Origin of the sequence: Sphingomonas sp. Leaf22 (assembly GCF_001421715.1) — a bacterium.
Classification (GTDB): Bacteria; Pseudomonadota; Alphaproteobacteria; order Sphingomonadales; family Sphingomonadaceae; genus Sphingomonas.
The window spans coordinates 64,553-86,599 of record NZ_LMKP01000034.1 but is presented as its reverse complement, the minus strand read 5'-3'; the positions used below and the strand labels follow the sequence as shown (position 1 = coordinate 86,599).

16 protein-coding genes are annotated in these 22,047 nt (G+C 66.3%); 2 read left to right on the top strand and 14 right to left on the bottom strand.

Translation table 11 applies throughout. The annotated features are described in order from the left end of the window. Positions 1–55 precede the first annotated feature (55 nt). On the top strand, positions 56–1,138 hold the full coding sequence (locus ASE70_RS13105; protein ID WP_235519899.1) for a LacI family DNA-binding transcriptional regulator: 1,083 nt from the start codon (positions 56–58) through the stop codon (positions 1,136–1,138). On the opposite strand, the gene ASE70_RS13100 is transcribed toward ASE70_RS13105, so the two are convergent. Both ASE70_RS13100 and ASE70_RS13095 read right to left on the bottom strand, forming a co-directional pair. Continuing rightward, on the bottom strand, positions 1,135–4,239 hold the full coding sequence (locus ASE70_RS13100) for a hybrid sensor histidine kinase/response regulator (protein ID WP_082451036.1): 3,105 nt from the start codon (positions 4,237–4,239) through the stop codon (positions 1,135–1,137). The two genes, ASE70_RS13105 and ASE70_RS13100, sit on opposite strands and share 4 nt — an antisense overlap. Before the next feature lie 49 nt (positions 4,240–4,288). Then, positions 4,289–7,660, bottom strand: coding sequence for a glycosyltransferase (locus ASE70_RS13095; protein ID WP_156356225.1), 3,372 nt, complete (start codon positions 7,658–7,660; stop codon positions 4,289–4,291). Between the two features lie 359 nt (positions 7,661–8,019). Here ASE70_RS13095 and ASE70_RS13090 point away from each other — a divergent pair, with 359 nt between their 5' ends. Then, the gene (locus tag ASE70_RS13090) at positions 8,020–10,311 is read left to right on the top strand and encodes a beta-glucosidase (RefSeq protein ID WP_056505572.1); all 2,292 of its coding nucleotides are present in this window, start codon (positions 8,020–8,022) and stop codon (positions 10,309–10,311) included. 346 nt (positions 10,312–10,657) lie between these two features. Here ASE70_RS13090 and rpmE read toward each other — a convergent pair whose 3' ends face one another. The 12 genes from rpmE to rpsB all read right to left on the bottom strand — a co-directional run bounded on the left by rpmE (position 10,658) and on the right by rpsB (position 21,988). Further along, the gene (gene rpmE / locus ASE70_RS13085; protein ID WP_055994557.1) at positions 10,658–10,888 is read right to left on the bottom strand and encodes a 50S ribosomal protein L31; all 231 of its coding nucleotides are present in this window, start codon (positions 10,886–10,888) and stop codon (positions 10,658–10,660) included. Between the two features lie 96 nt (positions 10,889–10,984). Further along, complete coding sequence (gene fabZ, locus ASE70_RS13080; RefSeq protein WP_056399745.1) at positions 10,985–11,407, bottom strand: 3-hydroxyacyl-ACP dehydratase FabZ; 423 nt, start codon at positions 11,405–11,407, stop codon at positions 10,985–10,987. A gap of 50 nt (positions 11,408–11,457) precedes the next feature. Beyond that, positions 11,458–12,069, bottom strand: coding sequence for an OmpH family outer membrane protein (locus ASE70_RS13075; RefSeq protein WP_056505570.1), 612 nt, complete (start codon positions 12,067–12,069; stop codon positions 11,458–11,460). Next, the gene (gene bamA, locus ASE70_RS13070; protein ID WP_056505828.1) at positions 12,069–14,834 is read right to left on the bottom strand and encodes an outer membrane protein assembly factor BamA; all 2,766 of its coding nucleotides are present in this window, start codon (positions 14,832–14,834) and stop codon (positions 12,069–12,071) included. Before bamA ends, ASE70_RS13075 begins: the two co-directional genes overlap by 1 nt. A 61-nt stretch (positions 14,835–14,895) precedes the next feature. Further along, the gene (locus ASE70_RS13065; RefSeq protein WP_056505825.1) at positions 14,896–16,029 is read right to left on the bottom strand and encodes a M50 family metallopeptidase; all 1,134 of its coding nucleotides are present in this window, start codon (positions 16,027–16,029) and stop codon (positions 14,896–14,898) included. Continuing rightward, complete coding sequence (locus ASE70_RS13060; RefSeq protein ID WP_056505567.1) at positions 16,026–17,183, bottom strand: 1-deoxy-D-xylulose-5-phosphate reductoisomerase; 1,158 nt, start codon at positions 17,181–17,183, stop codon at positions 16,026–16,028. Before ASE70_RS13060 ends, ASE70_RS13065 begins: the two co-directional genes overlap by 4 nt. Then, on the bottom strand, positions 17,180–17,983 hold the full coding sequence (locus ASE70_RS13055; RefSeq protein ID WP_056505564.1) for a phosphatidate cytidylyltransferase: 804 nt from the start codon (positions 17,981–17,983) through the stop codon (positions 17,180–17,182). The genes ASE70_RS13060 and ASE70_RS13055 overlap by 4 nt, the downstream gene beginning before the upstream one ends. Then, complete coding sequence (locus ASE70_RS13050) at positions 17,980–18,687, bottom strand: isoprenyl transferase (protein ID WP_055997004.1); 708 nt, start codon at positions 18,685–18,687, stop codon at positions 17,980–17,982. Before ASE70_RS13050 ends, ASE70_RS13055 begins: the two co-directional genes overlap by 4 nt. Before the next feature lie 53 nt (positions 18,688–18,740). Then, on the bottom strand, positions 18,741–19,298 hold the full coding sequence (gene frr / locus ASE70_RS13045) for a ribosome recycling factor (RefSeq protein WP_056505562.1): 558 nt from the start codon (positions 19,296–19,298) through the stop codon (positions 18,741–18,743). Positions 19,299–19,316: 18 nt separating this feature from the next. Further along, the gene (pyrH, locus tag ASE70_RS13040; protein ID WP_055994572.1) at positions 19,317–20,039 is read right to left on the bottom strand and encodes a UMP kinase; all 723 of its coding nucleotides are present in this window, start codon (positions 20,037–20,039) and stop codon (positions 19,317–19,319) included. Positions 20,040–20,185: 146 nt separating this feature from the next. Next, entirely contained in the window at positions 20,186–21,115 is a 930-nt protein-coding gene (tsf, locus tag ASE70_RS13035; protein ID WP_056399708.1) for a translation elongation factor Ts, read from the bottom strand. Between the two features lie 90 nt (positions 21,116–21,205). Then, positions 21,206–21,988, bottom strand: coding sequence for a 30S ribosomal protein S2 (gene rpsB, locus ASE70_RS13030; RefSeq protein WP_055994578.1), 783 nt, complete (start codon positions 21,986–21,988; stop codon positions 21,206–21,208). Positions 21,989–22,047 lie beyond the last annotated feature (59 nt).

Sequence of the window (22,047 nt, the reverse complement as noted above, 5' to 3'; positions counted from 1 at the left end):
AGACCCTGCACGGCGCGACCCGACCGGACGATGGGCGACAGATGACGATGCGGTCATGTTGCGATTGACACGGGCGCGGCGGCATGGCGGTGATGCGGTCATGCAGCCACCCCGATCGCGCCCGCCGCGGCGCATCACCATCGTCGACGTCGCCCGTCATGCCGCCGTATCGACCAAGACCGTATCGCGCGTGCTGAACGGCGAGCCGCACGTCACCGACGCGGTGCGCGACCGGGTGCGCGAGGCGGTCCGCACGCTCGACTATCATCCCAACATCATGGCGCAGGGATTGGCGCGGCAACGGTCGCATCTGATCGGGCTGGTCTATGAAAATCCCTCGCCCAGCTATGTGGTCGACCTGCAGATGGGGGTGCTCGACCGGTTGCGCGGCGAACGGTATCGGCTGGTGGTGCTGCCGGTCCGTTCGGTCACCGACCATGCCGACGAGGTCGTCGGGCTGCTGCGATCGGCGGCGGTCGACGGCGTGGTGCTGGCCCCGCCGGCATCGGACAGCCGCCGCATCCTCGACGAACTGACCGCGATCGGCATGCCCTTTGCCCGGATCGCGCCGACCCGCTGGCCCGAACTGACCCCCGGCGTGGTCGTCGACGACGTCGTCGCCGCGTGCGAGGTCGCGGCACTCGTCCTGAAGCAGGGGCACCGGCGGATCGGCATCATCAAGGGCGATCCGACCCATGCCGCCGCCGAGGCGCGCATGGCGGGCTATGCCAAGGCATTCGCCGCCGCCGGCCTGTCGATCGATCCCGATCTGGTGCTCGATGGACTGTTCACGTTCGATTCCGGCTTCGCGGCGGCGCAGACGCTGCTCGCGCGGCGCGACCGGCCGACCGCGATCCTCGCGCAGAATGACGACATGGCGGTCGGTGCGCTGATGGCCGCGCGGGAGGCGGGGATCGACGTGCCGGGCGACCTGTCGATCGTCGGTTTCGACGATTCCGAAATCGCGCGCATCACCTGGCCCCGGATCACCACGATGCGCCAGCCGGTGTTCGACATGGCGGTCAGCGCGACCACCCTGTTGCTCGACCAGCTGGGCGGTGCACAGGTGCCAGCCAACGTCGCGCACGAACATCATCTGGTCGAACGCGATTCACTCGCGGCCGCACCGGGCCCCTAGGCACCCGGTTCGCCGGTCGTCACCCGTGCCGTCTCGCTCCTGCGCAGCGCCGCCAGCAACGCGCCGCTGGTATAGGGTTTGGCAAGAACGATCGCATCCGCTTCCCCGGCGACCGCGCCGGGATCGCCGGTTGCGAAGACCACCAACGCTTCGGGGCGCAGCGTGCGGGCGCGCTGGGCCAGTTCGCGGCCCGACGCGCCGGGCAGGTTGACGTCGGTGACCAGTATGTCGACCGGTGCGGTCTGCAACGCGGTGACCGCTTCCTCGGCGCTGGCCGCCTCCACGACGACGAAACCCGCTTCCTGCAACATCTCGGCGCTGCTCATGCGGATGAGCCCGTCATCCTCCACCAGCAGGATCGTGCGTCGGATGGTCGGCGGCGTGGTGATCGCGACCGGCCGGCTGTCGGCGATCTGCGGTTGCAGCGTCGCGAGGTTGCGCTGCTGCTGGTTCGACAGGACATGGCGAATCTTCCGCGCCAGCGCCTCGCGCGTATAGGGTTTGGACAACAGCTGCACGCCCTTGTCCAGCCGCCCGCCATGAACGATCGAGTTCTCGGTATAGCCGCTGGTGAACAATACGGCGAGGCCGGGCAGCCGCTCGCGGGCCTTGCGCGCCATTTCGGGGCTCTTCAGCGCGCCCGGCATGACGACGTCGGTGAAGAGCAGGTCGATCGGCATCCCGCTTTCGATCACCGCAAGGCCGCTGGCAGCGTCGGACGCTTTCAGCACGCGATAGCCGAGGTCGCCGAGCATCTCGACCACGGTGGTTCGGACTTCCTCGTCATCCTCGACGATCAGCACCGTCTCGGTCCCGCCGCGCACCGGACCGGTGTCGACCTGCACCTCGACATCCTCGGACTCCATGGCCCGCGGCAGATAGAGCTTGATCGAGGTACCGTGCCCGACTTCCGAATAGATTTTGACGTGGCCGCCCGACTGTTTGACGAAGCCATAGACCATCGACAGGCCCAGCCCCGACCCCTTGCCTTCGGGCTTGGTCGAAAAGAACGGTTCGAACACCCGCGCGACGATGTCGGGGGACATGCCGCTGCCGGTGTCGGTCACCGCCAGCATGACATATTGCCCCGGAACGACCTCCTCGTTCGTGCGGGCATAGGCGTCGTCGAGATGAGCGTTCGACAGCTCGATGGTCAGCTTGCCCCGCCCCTCCATCGCGTCGCGCGCGTTGATGGCGAGGTTGAGCAGCGCATTCTCGATCTGCCCCGGATCGATGAAGGTATTCCACAAGCCGCCGGCGAAGACCGTTTCGATCTGGATCGCCTCGCCGATCGCCCGGCGCAGCATGTCGTCCATGCCCTGTACGAAGCGGGTGACGTTGACGACCTTCGGCTCCAGTGCCTGACGACGACCGAATGCCAGCAACTGGCTGGCGAGCCGTGCGCCGCGCGAAACGCCCGCCATCGCATTGTCGACCCGGCGTTCCGCCTTGGCATTTCCGACGACGTCACGCGTGAGCAATTGCAGATTTCCGCCAATGACTTGCAACAGATTGTTGAAGTCGTGTGCGATGCCGCCGGTCAGCTTGCCGACGGTCTCCATCTTCTGCGATTGCGCGAGTTGCGCCTCGGCCTGCCGCCGCTCGGCGATCTCCGCGATCACGCGGGTTTCGAGCGTTTCGTTGAGGCTGCGCAGCTGATCCTCGGCCCGTTCGCGATGCCGGACCTGCCGGGCAAGGCTGTCGGCCTGTTCGCGCAATGCCGCTTCGGCGGCGCGCTGGTGCGAGATGTCGGTATGGACGCCGACCCATTCGGTGATGTCGCCGGCATCGTCGAGGATCGGCAGGGCGCGGATGGCGAAGATACGCCATTCGCCGTCGTGCCGCCGGACGCGGTGTTCGTGCACGAACATGCTGCGCGCCGCGACCGCGATATTCCACGCGTCGATCGTCGCGGCGGCATCATCGGGATGGACCGCCGATGCCCAGCCGAAATCCTGATATTCGTCGAACGCCTGCCCGGTCAACGCCGCCCAGCCGGGCTGTTCGCCGACCATCCGGCCATCGGCGCTGTTGGTCCACAATACCCCGTGCACCGCCTGCATCGCGGTGCGGAACCGGCTGTTGCTCGCCTTGATCGCGGCGGCGTCGCGGGCGCGTTCGGTGATGTCGATGCCCAGAATATAAACGCCGACCGTCTGCCCGCTATCGTCCCGATGCGGGACATAGCGTATCTCGAACGCACGGCGGCCGAGCGTCCGGTGCTGAAGCGCGGTTTCGCCGACGATCCATTCGCCGGTCAGCGCCGCATCGATATCACCCTGCCGGTCGCGATACAGTTCCTCGCCGATCACCTCACGGATATGCCGGCCGACCATCGCGTCCGGTGCGCCGCCGAACCAGCTTTCATAATTGGCGTTGACGAAGCGGTAGCGGTGATCGCGATCGATATACGAAACGAGCATCGGCACGGCATCGGCGATGCGGCGCAGTTCGGCCTCGCTCGCCGCCAGCCGCGCCTCGATCATCTTGCGCGCGCTGTTGTCGATGACGGTGCACAGGACGCCACCGGCGACGCCCTCTCCATCGACGACCGGCGTGTAATACAGGTCGAGGGTCAACGTTTCCGACCTGTTCGTGCGCGAAAAGACGGTCGGCCGGTCGCGGAACGACTGGCTCTCGCCGCGCAACGCCGCTGGCAGCACGGTTCGATAATGGTCCCACAGTTCGGGAAACGCGTTTCTGACCGGGGTGCCGAACACCTCCGGATGGCGTTCGCCGACGATCGCGCGATAGGCGTCGTTGTAGAACAGGATATGGTCCGGGCCCCAGACCAGCATCTTGGCCACCGGCGAATTGACGATGTTCGCAATCGTCGCCCGCATCTGCGACGGCCATTGCGCGGGCGGACCGAGCGGCGTGCCGGCCCAGTCGCGCGCCCGGATCAGCGCGCCGCATTCGCCGCCGGCCGCCGGCCAGTCCTTTGCCACCATGCCGCATTCCGCACCGGCGGAGCGCAACGCGTGCAAGCCGGCACGGACGACGTCGTCGGCATTGGCATAGCCCCCGCCTGCCACCGCATCGGCGACGAACGCTTCCAGTTCGGGGGACAGCGATACGGTGCTGGTACGTCGTCCGGTCATCGCGAACATCTCATGCAACTCATATTGTGTGTCAACGCGTGCGACGGCTTCATGCGGCGGCGGCCACCTCCGGCGCGGCAGACGGAGCGGCGCGGTCGCCGATCGGCGTCACGACCGTCGCGACGTCCGGCGCGGTCACGCTGCCGCTGCGTTCCAGCTTGCCCCAGCCGACGCGCGGTCCGCTCATCGCCGCCGCCAGCGCGCGCAGGACCACCGCGTACAGCAACTGGCGATAGCCGAACCGCTGCGCCAGCATCCGCAGCGGCGGCAGACGTTCGCCCCTGCCCTCCAGCTGGTAGGCGACCCAGCCGCAGGCGAGATCGATCGCAGTGAACGCCGCCCAGTAGAGCGCGACCCAGCCGACATCGCCGCCCGCCGCTTCCCACCCGCGATCGGCGATCCGCCACGCGGTGGTGACGATGCTCCCGACCAGCGCCACGTCGATCAGCGGCGCGGCCAGCGTGAACAGCACCTGGAAAACCAGTGCCTGCGGCAGCCCCAGCAATGCCAGCCCGCGCGGACGACCCCGGCCGATGATCGCGCGGTGCTTCCACAGGCATTGCAGCGTGCCATAGGCCCAGCGATAGCGCTGACGGAACAGTCCCCGCGCGGTCTCCGGCGCTTCGGTCCATGCGATCGCCTCCATGTCGCAGGCGACGTGCCAGCCGGCGCGCTGGATCGCGATGGTCAGGTCCTGATCCTCGGCCAGCGTATCGTCGGGATATCCGCCGACCGAATCGAGCGCCGCGCGCCGCCACGCCCCGACCGCCCCCGGCACGACCGTCACCGCGCCCAGCGCATGCAACGCGCGCCGTTCGAGGTTCTGTGCGGTGATATATTCCAGCGCCTGCCACCGGGTAATCAGGTTGACGCGATTGCCGACCTTCGCATTGCCCGCGACCGCGCCGATCGCCGGATCGGCGAACCAGCGCAGCAGCTTCGCAATCGTGTCGGCCTCGAACTGGGTGTCGGCGTCGAGCGCGACGACGACATCGCCCTTGGCGATCTGTAGCGCGGTGTTGAGCGCACGTGCCTTGCCGCCGTTTTCCAGTGTCAGCAGCCGGACGCGCGGATCGATGCCAAACGCGGTCCGGACGATGTCGGACGTACCGTCGGTCGAGCCGTCGTCGATCACGATGACGTCGATCCGGACGCCGACGCTGCCGAGGATGCGGCGCACCGATGCCTCGATCACCCGTGCTTCGTTGAACGCCGGGATCAACACCGACACCGACGTCGGAACCAGATGCGGTGCGGCCGGCGGCGGACCACCCCGGCGCGCGGCGAACATCGCCAGCCCGGCCAGGGCGACCGACCGGGCGATGCCGATGGCGATCACCAGCAGGAACGCCGTCATCAACAGGTCGCGGGTCAGGCTGACGCCGCCGAACAGGCCGCGCGCACTCGCCGCTTCGCTCGCTTGCGCGCCCCGCAACACCGGCATCACCTGATCGCGCGACAGCCCGGCGAGCCGCGACACGCCGACCAGTTCATAGCCACGTGCACGCAACCCGCGAATGATCCCCGGCAGCGCCGCCAGCGTCCGGCTGCGATCACCGCCCGAATCGTGGAGCAGAACGATTTGGGTCGGGCGATCGGCGGTGCCGACCTGAACCTGGGCGATCGTCCGCTGTACGATCTGCTGCGGCGACGGCGTTTGCCAGTCGTGCGGGTCGACGTTCAGACCGACCGTCAGATAGCCGAGTTCGGCCCCGACCCGCGTCGCATGCAGTTCGTCGCCACGATCGGGATCGGCGTCGCCGAGGAACGGCGGACGGAACAGCCGCATCGCCCGCCCGGTATAGGCCTCGACCAGCCGTTCGGTCGCGGTCAGTTCCAGCCGGATCGCTTGCGGGGAGCGGTGCGACAGATTGGCATGCGAGGTGCTGTGATTGCCGAGTTCGCTACCCTCCGCGACGATCCGTCGCAGGATCGGCCCCTGCCCCAGCGCATTGGCACCGGTAACGAAGAAGGTGGCGGGCGCGCCTTCGCGCTTCAGCACGTCGAGGATGCGGGGTGTCCAGAGCGGGTCGGGACCATCGTCGAAGGTCAGCGCGACCATGCGCCGCTGCGCGCCGGTGCGCTGGACGATATCGGGTCCGGGCAGGCGATCGACCCGCGCCGCGCGGACCATGCCGCTGGCGTCGGACCGCAGCGTGCGGTGTCCGGCGGTCGCGCCGGCGTCCAGCCGCAACACCTCGCCCTGCCCTAGCAGCGTCACGCCCGCTGGCTGCGGCAGGGTTCCGGTCCCGGTGGCGGAACCGGTACGGGCGACGGTCCAGAAATGCGGGTCCTCGCTGCCCATGCGCCACAGCGCGACCGCATGCGCGCCGGCGACCGACGCCGCGCGCAGCTGATTGGCGGCAGTGACGGCATCGAGCAACCAGACCTGATGGTCACGCCCCCGTTCGCGATAGGCGAAGTGCCAGTTGCCGCTGGCGCGATCATATGTCGGCACGGTGCCCGCCTGTCGGGCGAGGTTCCACGCATCGGCCACGCGCAGCGGCTCGGTCGTGCGACCGTTCCAGTCATAGCCGTAATTGCCCAGCGCGACGATCGCGCCGGGACCGGCGGTGCGAAGCGCATCGGCCACGACCCGCGCGAACCAGGGTTGCGACGCGATCGGTCCCGCCGCCCCGCCCATCCAGTGTTCGTCATAGGCCATCAGCACCAGCCGATCGACGACCTTCGCATAGCGGGCAAGGTCCCATTCCGCGTCCGCGACCGGGGTCGCGATCATCACCTGCCAGTGCCGGCGGGCGAAACGCGTGCGGAGTTCGGACAGGAACCGGCGATAATCGGCGTGCGCGCTGGCGGGCAGGCTTTCGAGGTCGAGCATCACGCCCATTCCCCGCTCCGCCGCCACCATCGCTTCGATCTGTCCGGCGAAGCGGTTCCGCGCCGTTGCATCGGTCAGCAGCGCCGCGGTGCCGATACCGTCCCAGCTGCCGTCCTCACGCGCATTCTGGACCATCGGGATCAGCGCGGGCGGACGTTTCGCCTTCGCCAGTACGGCGTGCAGATAGTCGTCCGATTCATAGTCGAAGCGGTGGTCGCGCCCCGCGACCGAAGCGATGCCCGGCACCAGCCAGTCGACCTCGTTCACATGCCGCGCCAGCGACTGCCGCGATGCCGCGTCCCATGGCATGTAGAATCCGAGTACCGGCAGGCGGCGAGCGGCGGCGGCGGTCTGCCCTGCCGGCAGCCAGGGACCGGTGCCCGTTGCGACGGGCGCAGCGGCAATCGCCTGCGGACGCACGGCATCCCCGGGGAGCGCCAGTGCGCCCCGCTGCGGCGTCCGCGTCAGTGCCGAAACAACCAGCGCGACGATCGCGAGCATCGTGACGACCAGGATCGTCGCCCCCCATCGCACCCGCCGGGCGCGCCGCCCGCTGGCATCGTAAAAGATGGGATGTGTCACGCCGCCCCCTGAAACCTGGTACGGCGCGCTTAAACCGTGAAACCGAACATGCGGTTAACTACCCGCCTGTTCCGGGGTCGCCGCGATCACCGGACCGCCTGCGTCCGACGGATTGATTTTCCTGTTCTGACAACGCTATCACGCTGCCAGGGAACGCGACGCGGACAGGGCGCGCACCCGCTTGTCCGGCATCGTTGCCGGACCGGTGCGGCAACCGAACGGGGGGGAGGAACAGCATGCGCCGGATCGCGCCACGCCATCATGGCCCGCCCCCCTGCGGCTTGGCCGACCAGCTTCTGATCCCGTTCGATACATCCCGTTCGCCCGAACGTTCTTCCCCTTCGCGAAAGACCCCATCGATGTCCGCATCCCTTCGCCTTGCCGCCCTGCTCGGCAGCACGCTGCTCACCGCCACGCCGGTTCTGGCGCAAACCACCAACAACGCCCCGCAAGCCGCCACCCGCCCCACCGACGGCCCGCAGGCGCGGCCGTGGATGGACCGTGCGCTCGATGCCGATGCCCGCACCGAACTGGTGCTGAAGGAGATGACGCTCGACGAGAAATTGCAGCTGACCTTCGGCTATTTCTCGACCAAGGCCGATTGGCAGCGCACGCCGATCAAGAATTACGAACCGCCCAAGGACGGGCTGCCTGATTCGGCAGGTTATGTTCCGGGCATTCCGCGCCTCGGCATTCCCGGCCAGTGGCAGACCGATGCCGGCCTCGGCGTCGCGACGCAGCGTTCGCCGACACCGCGGCTGCGCACCTCGCTTCCCTCGGGTATCGCCACCGCCGCGACGTGGAACCCCGAGGTCGCGCAAGCCGGCGGCGCGATGATCGGGCGCGAAGCGTTTCTGTCGGGCTTCAACGTGCAACTGGCCGGCGGCATGAACCTGATGCGCGAACCGCGCGGCGGCCGGAACTTCGAATATGGCGGCGAAGACCCGTTGCTCGCCGGCATCATCACCGGCCATGAGATCAAGGGCATCCAGTCGCAGCACGTCGTGTCGACGATGAAGCATTATGCGTTCAACGGGCAGGAAACCAACCGCTTCAACATCGATCACCGCATTGACGAGGCAGCGGCGCGCCAGTCGGACCTGCTCGCCTTCGAATTCGCGGTCGAGACCGGCGACCCCGGATCGGTGATGTGCGCGTACAACCGCGTCAACGGCTTCTATGCGTGTGAGAATGACTGGCTGCTCAACCGCACGCTGAAGAAGGACTGGGGCTACAAGGGCTATGTCATGTCGGACTGGGGCGCGACCCATTCGACGACGCAGGCGGCCAATGCCGGGCTGGACCAGCAATCGGGCTGGGCGTTCGATCGCTCCGCCTATTTCGCCGATGCGCTGCGGGAGGCGGTGAACAACGGCTATGTTCCCGAAGCACGCGCGACCGACATGGCGCGGCGCATCCTGTGGGCGATGTTCAAAAACGGCCTGTTCGACACGCCGGTCGCCGGCGACCGTGCGACGACGATCGATTATGCCGCCCATGCCGCCATCACCCGCACCGATGCCGAGGAAGGCATCGTCCTGCTCAAGAACAGTGCCGGGTTGTTGCCGCTTGCCGCCACCACAAAATCGATCCTGCTGATCGGTGCCCATGCCGATATCGGCGTGCTGTCGGGGGGCGGGTCGAGCCAGGTGTATCCGCATGGCGGGCCGGTCAACGGCCTTGCCGTCGCCGACGAATATCCCGGCGGCTTTCCGGGGCCGAAGCTTTACCACCCGTCGTCGCCGATGAAGGCGTTGCAGGCGCGGAGCCGGGCGCAAATTACCTATCTCGACGGCAAGAACGTGAAGGCCACTGCCGCCGCCGCACGCAAGGCCGACATCGTCATCGTGTTCGGCGAACAATGGACCGGGGAATCGATCGACGCCCCGAACCTGAACCTGCCCGACAATCAGGACGCACTGATCGACGCGGTCGCCCGCGCCAACCGCAAGACCGTGGTCGTGCTCGAAACCGGCGGCCCGGTGCTGATGCCGTGGCTGGGCAAGGTCGGGGCCGTGCTGGAGGCATGGTATTCGGGGACGTCGGGCGGCGATGCGATCGCCCGGGTGCTGACCGGAGAGGTCAACCCGTCGGGCCACTTGCCCGCGACCTTCCCCGCATCGCTCGCGCAACTGCCGCGTCCGGTGATCGAGGGCGATCCGAAGCTGGACCGCGATTCGCACCCGATGGGCAACTATAATATCGAAGGGGCTGCGGTCGGTTATAAATGGTTCGACAAGACCGGAGCCAGGCCGCTGTTCCCGTTCGGCTATGGCCTGTCCTACACCGGCTTTACGCTGGGCGGGCTGACCGCCCAACCGTCCGGCAAGGGCGTGCAGGCGCGCTTCACCATCACCAACACCGGCAAGGTGCGTGGCAAGGGACTGGCGCAACTCTATGTCGCGGGTGCCGGCTGGGAAGCGCCGAAGCGGCTGGGCGGCTTTGCCAAGGTCGATCTGGCCCCCGGCGAAACGCGGACGATGGACGTGACGGTCGATCCGCGACTGCTGGCGACGTTCGACAGCCAGACGCGCGGCTGGAAGATCGCGGGCGGCACGTATCAGCTGCTGCTGGCCAACAGCGCGACCGACATCGTCGCGCGGACGAGTGTGCAAGTGGCAGGCGCTACGCTCGACAATCGCGGGCGGTAACTACGTCCGAACGTCGGGAACGCCTCGAGCCCGATACACCGTCTCTCGGGTGCCCAAGCCAGAATCGTCACTCCCGCGAAGGCGGGAGTCCATAATCGCCAATGTCGAGGCTCTTGCAGCAACTTCAGCGAATATGGATTCCCGCCTTCGCGGGAAGGACGAATGGCGCTGTACCGCCAATGCATCACGGGTGGCATCGTTCTCCGCAATATCTGCCAGATTGCCATTCCTGTGATTAGAGGCGGAGAGTGATTCCGATCCCCAGACGACAAAAAGGCCGCGGTAGCAGACGCCACCGCGGCCTTTTCATGCAGTGCTGCGCGCGGGCGTCGCCCGCGCCGCCCGCTTACTTCTTGCCGAGCGTGAGACCGCCGAAACGCTTGTTGAAGCGTGCGACCTGACCACCCGAATCCAGCATCTGGCCACGGCCGCCGGTCCATGCCGGGTGCGCCAGCGGATCGATGTCCAGCGTCATCAGATCGCCTTCCTTGCCCCAGGTCGAACGGGTTTCGAACACGGTGCCATCGGTCATCTGGACCTTGATGGTGTGATAGTCGGGGTGCGTTTCTTTCTTCATCGGTCTTCTCCACAAGCGGCTGGTTCCGACCAGCCTGGAAACAGGAAGGCGCGCCCGTACACGGACGCGCCCGCAATAGCAATGATCCGCGCCGGCTTACGCCTTGGGCGGGTCGGCGATCATCGCGGTGAATTCGCATTCGGCGGCGAGTTCGCCGTCGATGCGCGCCTTCCCCGCGAATTTGCAGACCCGCGAACGCTTTTGCAGGAATTCGGCCTCCAGCGTCAGCAGGACACCCGGCTCGACCGGCTTGCGAAATTTCACGCCGTCGATCGACATGAAATACACCAGCTTGCCCGAACCGACGAGACCAAGGCTTTCGACCGCGAGGATACCGGCGGCCTGCGCCAGCGCCTCGACGATCAGGACGCCCGGCATGATCGGACGACCGGGGAAATGCCCCTGGAAAAAGCCTTCGTTGATCGTCACCGCCTTGATCGCGGTGATCGACCGGTCGGGGATCAGTTCCACGACACGGTCGACCAGCAGCATGGGATAGCGATGCGGGATCGCTGCCATCACCCGGGTGATGTCGAACGGTCCGATCGAGGTCGCCTCCCCTTCCACGATCAGCGGCCTGCCGGGGCCGGACGTGCGCCAGCGGCGGGAGCGGCCGGCGCGGCCTGTGCCGGCGCGGTCACGCTGACGCTGGGCAGCTGCGAATTGAGCGTGGTCAGCACGGCGTCGGTGATTTCGGTCGCCGGCGCGTTGTAGAAGCTGTTGCCCTTGTCGACGGCCAGCGTCGCACCGCGCTGCTGCGCGATCTGGGTGATGATCGGGCCGAGGCGGGTGCCGATCTGTTCACGGACATAGGCGATGTTGCGCTGAACCTGCTGTTCCTGCTGGCTGATCTGCTGCTGCGCCTGCTGCTGACGCTGCTCGAACGTGCGGATGCGGGTCTGGAGCGCGGCGTCGGGAGTGCCCTTGGCAGCGGTCACCGCCGTCTGGAGCGACTGCGCTTCGGTCTGGAGCGGCTGGCCCAGCGAGGTGGCGAGCGACTGGAGCTGCTGACGCTGCGACTGGAGCTGCGTCGTCGCCGCCTTGCACGCGATGCAATCGCGGAAGATTCGCTCGGAATCGACGACCGCGATCTTGGCGTCGGGCAGCGCCTGCGCGAACGCCGGGGCGGTCGGAGCGGCAAAAACGAATGCGGCGATCGCCGCCTTGGTGAGGCTACGCATTAGAATTGAGTTCCTACGTTGAAAGTGATGAGTTTCTTGTCGTCGCCCGGCTGGCTCAGCAGCGCCTTGGCCAGATCGATCCGCAACGGGCCGAACGGCGAGTTCCAGTTCACGCCGATACCGATCGACAGACGCGGCTTGGCCGAATCGCCAAGGAACTGTTCGAGGAACGGCTGCGTGGTGTTGATCGCGACCGTGTTCGGCTCGCCGCCCAGACAGGTGCCGCCGACCGTCGTCGCATAGCCGACCGAACAGGTCGTCTGCCGGATCGCCGGTTGGCCGGACCCGTCGGTGAACTGGTTGTTATAGACCTGCAACCCGTCCGACGTCTTGATCGGCGAGCTGAACGGCAACAGCGAGGGCGATCCGTCCTTGTTGAATTGCAGCGTGCCATCGGCACTGCGCGCCTGTTCGAATGCCAGCGTCGGCCGTGGCCGGGTAACCCCGAACAGCGCACCTGCCTGGATGAAGACCGACGGTCGCAGACCCAGTTCGGCGATACCCGAACCCAGCGGCGGTTCGAGCTCGATTTTGCCGAGATAATAGGCCTTGCCGCCCAGCGGATCGTTCAGCGTCTGATCGCGTGCGGTCACCAGCGTCTGATCGCCGCCGGCGACCGAACCGGTATATTGCTGGCGCTGGATGCGCGGGCCGACGCCGCGGATATCGAAGCCGCGGAACTGCGGTTCGCCGAGGTAGAAGCGGTCGACGATGCGGACCGGATCGATCCCCTCGCCGGCGCGCTTTTGCAGCGAGTGGATATAGCCGCCTTCGACCCCTGCGGACAGGATGAAGCCGCCGACATTCCAGTATTTGTCGAAATCGCCGCGGATACGCGCGAACCGGACGTCGCCGCCCAGACCCGCGAAATCGAGGCCGGTGACGAGACGCTGGCCACGCGACGGACGCAGACGGTTGTTGAGATTGTCGAAGATCAGGTTCCCGCCGACCATGCTGGTCAGCCGGTTGCCGATCGAATCGCACAGATAGCGCCCGGCCTTCAGCGGGTCGCAGACGCCGTTGGTGAAATACGTCCCCTGGTCCAGCCCGACATTGTCCTGGCTCAGCTGATACCGGCCCGACAGCGTCCAGAATTCCGTCAGCGGGACGCTGGCCACGATCTGCCCGCCGGTCGACACCTGCGAATAGAGCGAGTTGCGGCCGGTCCCGAGGAAATTGAACGAGTTCAGATCGCGGCGGAACAGCGTCCCGCCCAGCGCAATATTCTTGTCGAACAGATAGGGTTCGGTGAAGCCCAGCTCGACCGACTTCTGATAGGTCGAATAATTTACCGACGCTTGAAGATCCTGCCCCTTGCCACGAAAATTACGCTGCCGGATCGATGCCTGGATGATGAAACGCTCGAGGCTGGAGAAGCCTGCCGACAGCGTCAGTTCGCCGGTCGACTTCTCCTCGACGTTCGCGCCCAGCACGATGCGGTCCGGCGAGGAGCCCTCGGTGCGGTCGATCTCGAACTTGTCTTGGAAATAGCCGAGCGAGTTGATGCGATCCTGCGACCGCTTGATCAGGAAGGCGTTGAACGCATCGCCCTCCGCCACGCGGAATTCGCGGCGGATGACGCGGTCCTGCGTCTGGGTGTTGCCGGTGATGTTGATCTTTTCGACATAGGTGCGGTTCGCTTCGTTCAGGACGAAGGTGATCGCCATCGTATGCTTTTCGCGATCCGGGACATAATCCGGCCGAACATCGGTAAAGGCATAGCCGAACAGGCCGGCATATTCGCTCAGCTGGTCGATCGTGTCCTCGACCAGCTTCGCGTTGTACCAATCGCCCTTCTTCATCGGCAACGTCTTGGTCAGCGCGGCATTGTCGAAGTCGCGGATCGCGCTCTCGACCTTGACGTCGTCGAACTTGTAGCGCGCGCCTTCCTCCACCACATAGGTGATGATGAAGTCTTCCTTGTCCGGCGTCAGTTCGGCGACGGCCGAGATGACGCGGAAATCGGCATAGCCTTCGGTCAGGTAGAATTGCCGCAGCTTCTGCTGATCGGCGGCCATGCGATCTTCGTCATAGCTCGTCGCCGAGCTGAAGATACGCCACGGCCGCGACTCCTTGGTGTACATCTCGCCGCGCAACTGGCTGTCGCTGAACACCTCGTTGCCGAGGATGTTGATCTGGCGGACCTTCGACTTCGCGCCTTCCGACACCTCGAAAATGACGTCGACGCGGTTCTGGTCGAGCATGACCATCTTCGGTTCGACCCGCGCGGCGAAGCGGCCCTGGCGGCGATACAGTTCGATGATGCGCGCGACGTCGGCGCGCACGGCGGTGCGGGTGAAGATCTGCCGCGGGGCGAGCTTGATCTCCTTGGTGATCTTGTCGTCCTTCAACCGCTTGTTGCCCTCCAGCACCACGCGGTTGATGATCGGATTCTCGCGGACCCGGACGATGATGTCGCCGGTCTCGGCACCTTCGATCGCCACGTCGGCGAGCAGATCGGACGCGTACAGGTCCTTGATCGCCTGATCGAGGGTTTCGGGGGTGTAGGGGATGCCGATACGCAACTTGGTATAGGACAGCACCGTATCGGGTTCGATGCGCTGCGATCCCTCGACGCGGAGCGAGCGGATGGTGCGGACCGGTGCGGCGGGTACCGCCGGAGCGGCAGCGGCGGGCGCGCGCTGTGCTGGCGCGGCAGCGGCGGGCGTACGCTGCGCCTGCGCGAAGGCCGTGCTCGAGAGCATCGTGCCCGCGAGCAGCGCGGCACCGCGCACGCCGTGAATCGAAAACTTGCTTAGCGTCACCAAACCCACCCCAATCGGAGGAACTTTCACCACAGGACGTGCGCGCACTGCCCTAACCACGTCAGCCGATCAAGCCGGCCAGCCCCCGCCACACGCCGAACGTCCCCAGATCGTTCACCGTGACGAATATCATCAACGCCAGCAACAGGGCCAATCCACCGCGAAACGCCCATTCCATCGTCTGCGGACGGACCGGCCCCCGCTTCACCGCCTCGATCGCGTAGAACATCAGATGGCCGCCATCCAGCATCGGAACTGGCAACAAGTTGATGAATCCAAGATTAATCGAAACGAACGCCACGAACGTCACCAGCGCCGGCCAGCCGAGCGAGAACTGCTCGCCCGACGCCTTGGCGATGCGCAACGGCCCGCCCATTTCCTCGACCGATCGCCGGCCGGTGATGATCTGTCCCAGCCCGTCGACCGTACCGCGCAGGATCGTGCCGACCATGCGGACGCCCTCGCCCGGTGCCTGCCAGAGCGGCAGCGCCGCGAAGACCGGCGCCCCGCGCTCGATCCCGAACCGGCCGATCCGCGCCTCGTTGCCGAAGCGATCGCGCTGCCGCACCGCGCCGATCGTGGCATTGGTCGTCCGCGGGGCATCGTCGCGCAGATAATCGACGCGCACACGCTCATCGGGACGCATGACGGTGTAGAAGGAAAGCTCGGCGAAGGTATCGATCGGACGGCCGCCCATTGCCGTGATCCGGTCACCCGCCTGCAGCCCGGCGCGCTCGGCCGCGCTGCCGGCGACCACGCGACCGATCGTTGCCGGGGTCCGGTCGACGCCATAGGCCGCTGCGAACCCGCCAAGGATCGCGACCGCCAGCAACAGGTTCACCGCCGGTCCCGCCGCGACGATGATCGCCCGTTGCCAGACCGGCTTGGCCTGAAACGTCCGCGCCCGTTCGGCGGCGGGCAGTTGCAGCCATTCGGCATCGGCTTGGGATGCAGGGTTCATATCGCCGGCAAAGCGAACATAGCCCCCCAGGGGTAGCCATCCGAATTTCCAGCGCGTGCCGTGACGGTCGGTAAAGCCGGCGATTTCGTTGCCGAACCCGACGGCGAAGGCATCGACCTTCACGCCGAACCAGCGCCCCGCGGCATAATGCCCCAGTTCGTGCAGGAAAACGAGCGGCCCCAACACCAGCAGGAACGCGACGACGGTAATCAGCAACCCGGGGGATTCGATCAAGCCGCGCAATCCTTCACACGCTCCCGCGCCAATGCACGCGCTTCGGCATCGATCGCCAACACGGCGTCGAGCGTCTGCGGCCCTGCCGGGTCGAAGCGTTGCAAGACATCGCCGACGATTGCGGCAATTTCGAGGAAACCGATCCTGCGGTCGAGAAACGCCGCCACCGCAACCTCGTTGGCGGCGTTCAGGATCGCGGGCCGCCCGCCCCCTGTCGACAATGCGGCGCGCGCCAATGCCAGCGCCGGAAAGCGCTCCAGATCGGGCGCTTCGAAGTCGAGCCGGCCGATCCGCGCCAGATCGAGACGTTCGCACGGCGTTTCCATGCGATCGGGCCATGCCAGCGCATGTGCGATCGGTACCCGCATGTCGGGCGATCCAAGCTGCGCCAGGGTCGACCCGTCGACATATTCGACCATCGAATGGATGACCGACTGCCGATGGACCAGCACGTCGAGCTGCTCGGGCGTGACCGGGAACAGGTGATAGGCCTCGATCAGTTCGAGCCCCTTGTTCATCATCGTCGCCGAATCGACCGAAATCTTGGCACCCATCGACCAGTTGGGATGCGCCACCGCCTGTTCGGGGGTGATGCCCTGCATCTCGGCGAGCGAGCGTTCGCGGAAAGGCCCGCCGCTCGCGGTCAGGATGATGCGGCGGATGCGTTCGGGCGGACAATCGTCGAGGCACTGGAACACGGCATTATGTTCGCTGTCGACCGGCAACAGCGTGGTGCCGGCCCGGCGAGCCGCGGCCATCATCACGTCGCCCGCCGAAACCAGTGCTTCCTTGTTGGCGAGCGCCACCGCGCCGCCACGGGCGAGCGCCGCCATCACCGGTTTGAGGCCAGCGGTGCCGACGATCGCTGCCATCGTCCAGTCGACGGCACGCGCCGCGGCATCGATCACCGCCTGCTGACCGCCCGCCGCTTCGATCCCGCTATCGCCCAGCGCGTCGCGCAGTGCCGGCAGACATGCCTCGTCGCCGACCACCGCCAGCTTTGCATTCACCCGCCGCGCCGCTGCCGCAAGCTTGCCGACATCGCGGTTCGCGGTCAGTGCCTCGACCTCGAACTCGCCGGGGGCGCGCTCGATCAGGTCGAGCGTCGACGTGCCGACCGATCCGGTCGCTCCCAATATACTGACGCGCTTCATGCCAAATACAGTCCTGCCAGTAGCATCAGCGCCGCGGCCGGCGCGACCGGCACCAGGCCGTCGAGGCGATCCATCACCCCGCCATGGCCGGGCAGGACGTTGCCCGAATCCTTGACCCCAGCCATACGCTTCAACTGGCTCTCATACAGATCGCCCGCTTGCGCCAGCACCGCCAGCAACGGCGTCGCCAGCACCAGATGCAGCGGTAGCCCGGCATATTGCAGCACAGCGCCCAGCACCGATGCCGACAACACGCCACCGATCAGCCCGGCCCATGTCTTGTTCGGACTGATCGTCGGTGCCAGCTTCGGTCCGCCGATCGTCCGACCCGCAAAATAGGCACCGATGTCGCAAGCCCAGACCAACGCCATCGCCCAGAAGGCGAGCAACAACCCGTCGGGCCGATCGCGCAGAAACACGACGGCCAGCGCCGGAAAGCCGCAATACAGTATACCGCGCGCCAGCTTCGGCAGGCGGGTGGTGATGACGACGAAGAACGCCGCACCGATGATCAACCCGAACGCCAGAAAGCCCGCCCCCGCCGCAAGGGGCGACAGGATCGCCAGCGGCACCGTCAACGCCAGTTGCGCGAGTCGCTTATGCTCGCGCGATACTTTGTGCAGATCGGCCCATTCGGCCATCATGAACAGGGTGCCGATCGCGACCAGCAGCCAGAAGGCGAACCCTCCCAGCCACAGCGTGGTCGCGGCGACCGCGATCATCCCGACACTGGCGAACGTACGGGTGGCGAGGTCGGACTTGCGGCGTGCTGCGGGATCGGCGACGGGACCCTGCGTCACAGGCCCCCGAACCGGCGCTGCCGCCGGCCATAGGCGGCGATCGCCTCCGCCAGTGCCGCACCGTCGAAGTCCGGCCACAGCGTGTCGACGAACAGCAGTTCGGCATAGGCCGCCTGCCACAACAGGAAATTCGACAGCCGCTGTTCGCCCGAGGTGCGGATCATGAGGTCGAGCGGCGGCAGGTCGTGCGTATCGAGTTCGCGATCGATCGCCGCTTCGTCGATCGCCGACACCGGCATGCCCGCAGCGACCCGCTCGGCGAGGCGACGGGCCGCCGCGACCAGTTCGGCCTGCGCGCCATAGTTCAGCGCAATGGCGAGGATCGGGCCGGTATTGGTCGCGGTGCGGACAACGGCCCCTTCGATCAGCTTGACCAGATCGGGCTGCAACGCCTGATAATTGCCAAGAATTCTTAGCCGCACGCCCTCGCGATGCAGTTCGTCGATCTCGCTTTTCAGGAAATGGCGCAGCAACCCCATCAGGTCGCCAATCTCCTGTTCGGGACGGCGCCAGTTCTCCGAGGAAAAGGCGTAGAGGGTCAGCGCCTCGACGCCCTGCTCGCGTGCCGCACGCGCGATGTTCCGCACCGCCTCGACACCCTGCCGATGCCCCGCAATCCGCGGCAGACGCCGGGCCTTTGCCCAGCGTCCATTGCCGTCCATGATGATTGCGACATGGCGGGGGATCGAAGCGGTATGGGGCATCCCCGGTGCCGCACGATCGTCCGCCGGAACCGAGGTGCGAGCGGCGAACGACGTCACTTGCCGAGGATTTCCTTTTCCTTCGCGCTTGCCGTCGCGTCGAGCTCGGCGATGGTCGCGTCGGTCAGCTTCTGGACTTCGGTTTCGTGGCGCTTGCGCTCGTCTTCCGAATAGACGCCCTTCTTTTCGTCGGTCTTCAGGCTTTCCATGCCGTCGCGCCGGACGTTGCGGACCGCGATACGCGCCGATTCGGCGTATTTGCCGGCCAGCTTGGCGAGTTCCTTGCGGCGCTCCTCGGTCAGGTCGGGGATCGGCAGGCGCAGCGTCTGACCGTCGACGATCGGGTTGAGGCCGAGACCGGCCGAACGGATCGCCTTGTCGGCCGGGCCGACATTCGCCTTGTCCCACACCTGTACCGACAACATCCGCGGTTCGGGTGCCGAGACGGTCGCGACCTGGTTCAGCGGCATGTGCGCGCCATACACCTCGACGGTGACCGGATCGAGCAGCGATACCGCCGCGCGTCCGGTGCGCAGTCCGCTCAGGTCGCCCTTCAGCGCCTCGACCGCGCCGGCCATGCGACGTTCCAGATCGGCCTTGTTATATGCGGCCATAACCGACTTCCTTTTGAATCAAGCGTTGTTCTGAACGATCGTCGAAACCCCGTCACCCGCCAGTACGGCGGCAAGGTTGCCCTCGTCACGGATGTTGAAGACGACGATCGGGATATTGTTGTCGCGGCACAACGCCACGGCCGAGGCGTCCATGACCTTCAGGTCGTCGGCCAGCACCCGCCCGAAGCCGAGCGTGTCGTACCGGGTCGCGGTCGGCACCTTCTTCGGGTCGGCATCATAGACGCCGTCGACGCTGGTGCCCTTGAACAGCGCTTCGCAGCCCATTTCGGCGGCGCGCAGCGCGGCGGTGGTGTCGGTGGTGAAGAACGGGCTGCCGGTGCCGGCGGCGAAGATCACGACGCGGCCCTTCTCCATATGGCGGACCGCACGACGGCGGATATAGGGCTCGCATACCGATGCCATCGGGATCGCCGACTGGACGCGGGTCTCGACGCCGATCTGTTCGAGCGCGTTCTGCATCGCCAGTGCGTTCATCACGGTCGCCAACATGCCCATATAGTCGGCACTGGCCCGTTCGAAGCCCTGCGCCGCACCTGCCACGCCGCGGAAGATGTTGCCGCCGCCGACGACGACGCACACCTCATGCCCCTCGCCCCGCGCCGCCTTGATCTCGCGCGCGACCCGGTCGCACATCGCCGGATCGATGCCGAACTGCCCCGATCCCATCAGGACCTCGCCCGAGAGTTTCAGGAGGATACGGTTGAAACGGGGACGGGACATGACACCTGCGAAAATAGCCGATCGGGAGCGCGGCGGACCCTAGCCTTGAGCGTTCCCAAAGCCAAGCGACGTTATGCCGAACCGAAACGGGCCGCGAGGATGGTCTATCCTCGCGGCCCGCAAGCCCGTGAAACGGAAGCGCGAATTTAGCGGGCGAGGCCGGCCGTCGCGGCGACTTCGGCGGCGAAGTCGCTCTCTTCCTTCTCGATGCCTTCGCCGAGCTGGAAGCGGACATAGTCCTTCAACACGATCGCGGTGCCGGCATCCTTCGCCGCCTTGGCGACGACGTCGGCGACCGGCGTCTTGCCGTCCATCACGATCGGCTGGCTGAGCAGCGCGTTTTCCTTGGCGAACTTCTTCACCGAACCTTCGACCATCTTGGCGATGATGTCGGCCGGCTTGCCCGAATCGGCGGCCTTCTCGGTCGCGATCTGACGCTCACGCTCCAGAATGTCCTGGTCCAGACCGCTCTCGTCGAGCGCCAGCGGGAACGCGGCGGCGATGTGCATCGCGATCTGCTTGCCGAGCGGCTCCAGCACGTCGAAACCGGCGTCCGATTCGAGCGCGACGAGCACGCCGATCTTGCCGAGGCCCGGTGCGGCCGAGTTGTGGACGTACGGGATCACCGCGCCCTTGGCGACTTCGACGGCCTTCGCGCGACGCAGCACCTGATTTTCGCCGATGGTCGAGATGTTGGCGACCAGCGCGTCTTCGACGGTGCCGCCGTTCGGCATCGTCTGGCCCTTCAGCGCGTCGACATCGTCGCCCTTTTCGAGCGCGATCGCGACCACGTCACGAACGAAGCCCTGGAACTGGTCGTTCTTCGCGACGAAGTCGGTCTGGCTGTTCACCTCGATGGCGACGCCCTTGGTCCCGGCCACGGCAACGCCGACCAGACCTTCGGCAGCGGTGCGGCTCGACTTCTTGGCGACGGCGGCAAGGCCCTTGGTCCGCAGCCAATCGACGGCGGCTTCCATGTCACCGTTGTTTTCGGTCAGCGCCTTCTTGCAATCCATCATGCCGGCGCCCGAGCGCTCACGCAGTTCCTTGACGGCGGCGGCGGTAACTTCTGCCATGATCTGGCTCCTGTTTGGTGTTCGATATGCTTGCGGGCGAAGCAGCGCGTGTTTCGCCCTGCCCCGCCCGCACGTCAGTTCCGTGACAGCTTACGCTTCGACCGGAGCTTCCGACTGCTCGACGCTCAGCGCCTCTTCCGCCGGCGGTTCGTCCATCGCGCCGAGATCGCGGCCCGAATGCGCCATCGCCTGCTGACCGCCACGGGTCGCGGCGATCGCGATCGCTTCGCAGTACAGACGGATCGCGCGGCTGGCGTCGTCGTTCGCCGGAACCGGGAACGCGATGCCGTCGGGCGACACGTTCGAATCGAGGATCGCAACGACCGGGATACCCAGCGTGTTGGCTTCCTTGATAGCCAGCTCTTCCTTGTTCGCGTCGATCACGAACATGATGTCGGGAATGCCGCCCAGATCGCGGATACCGCCGAGCGACAGCTCCAGCTTGTCCTTCTCGCGGGTCAGGTTCAGCACTTCCTTCTTGGTCAGACCGTGCGTGTCGCCCGACAGCTGCTCTTCGAGCGCCTTGAGACGCTTGATCGAGTTGCTGATTGTCTTCCAGTTGGTGAGCATGCCGCCCAGCCAGCGATGGTTGACGAAATGCTGGCCCGACTTGCGCGCGGCCTCGGCGATCGGCTCCTGCGCCTGGCGTTTGGTGCCGACGAACAGGACCTTGCCGCCCGACGCGACGGTCGACGACACGAATTCTAGCGCGCGCGCGAACAGCGGCACGGTCTGCGACAGGTCGAGGATGTGGACGCCGTTACGATCGCCAAAGATGTACGGCTTCATCTTCGGGTTCCAGCGATGGGTCTGGTGGCCGAAGTGCGCGCCCGATTCGAGCAGCGCCTGCATGGTGACGACGGGTGCCGCCATAGGATAATTCCTTCCGGTTGATCCTCTGGGAAGCAGGAACCCTTAATCGAGCCAAAGGC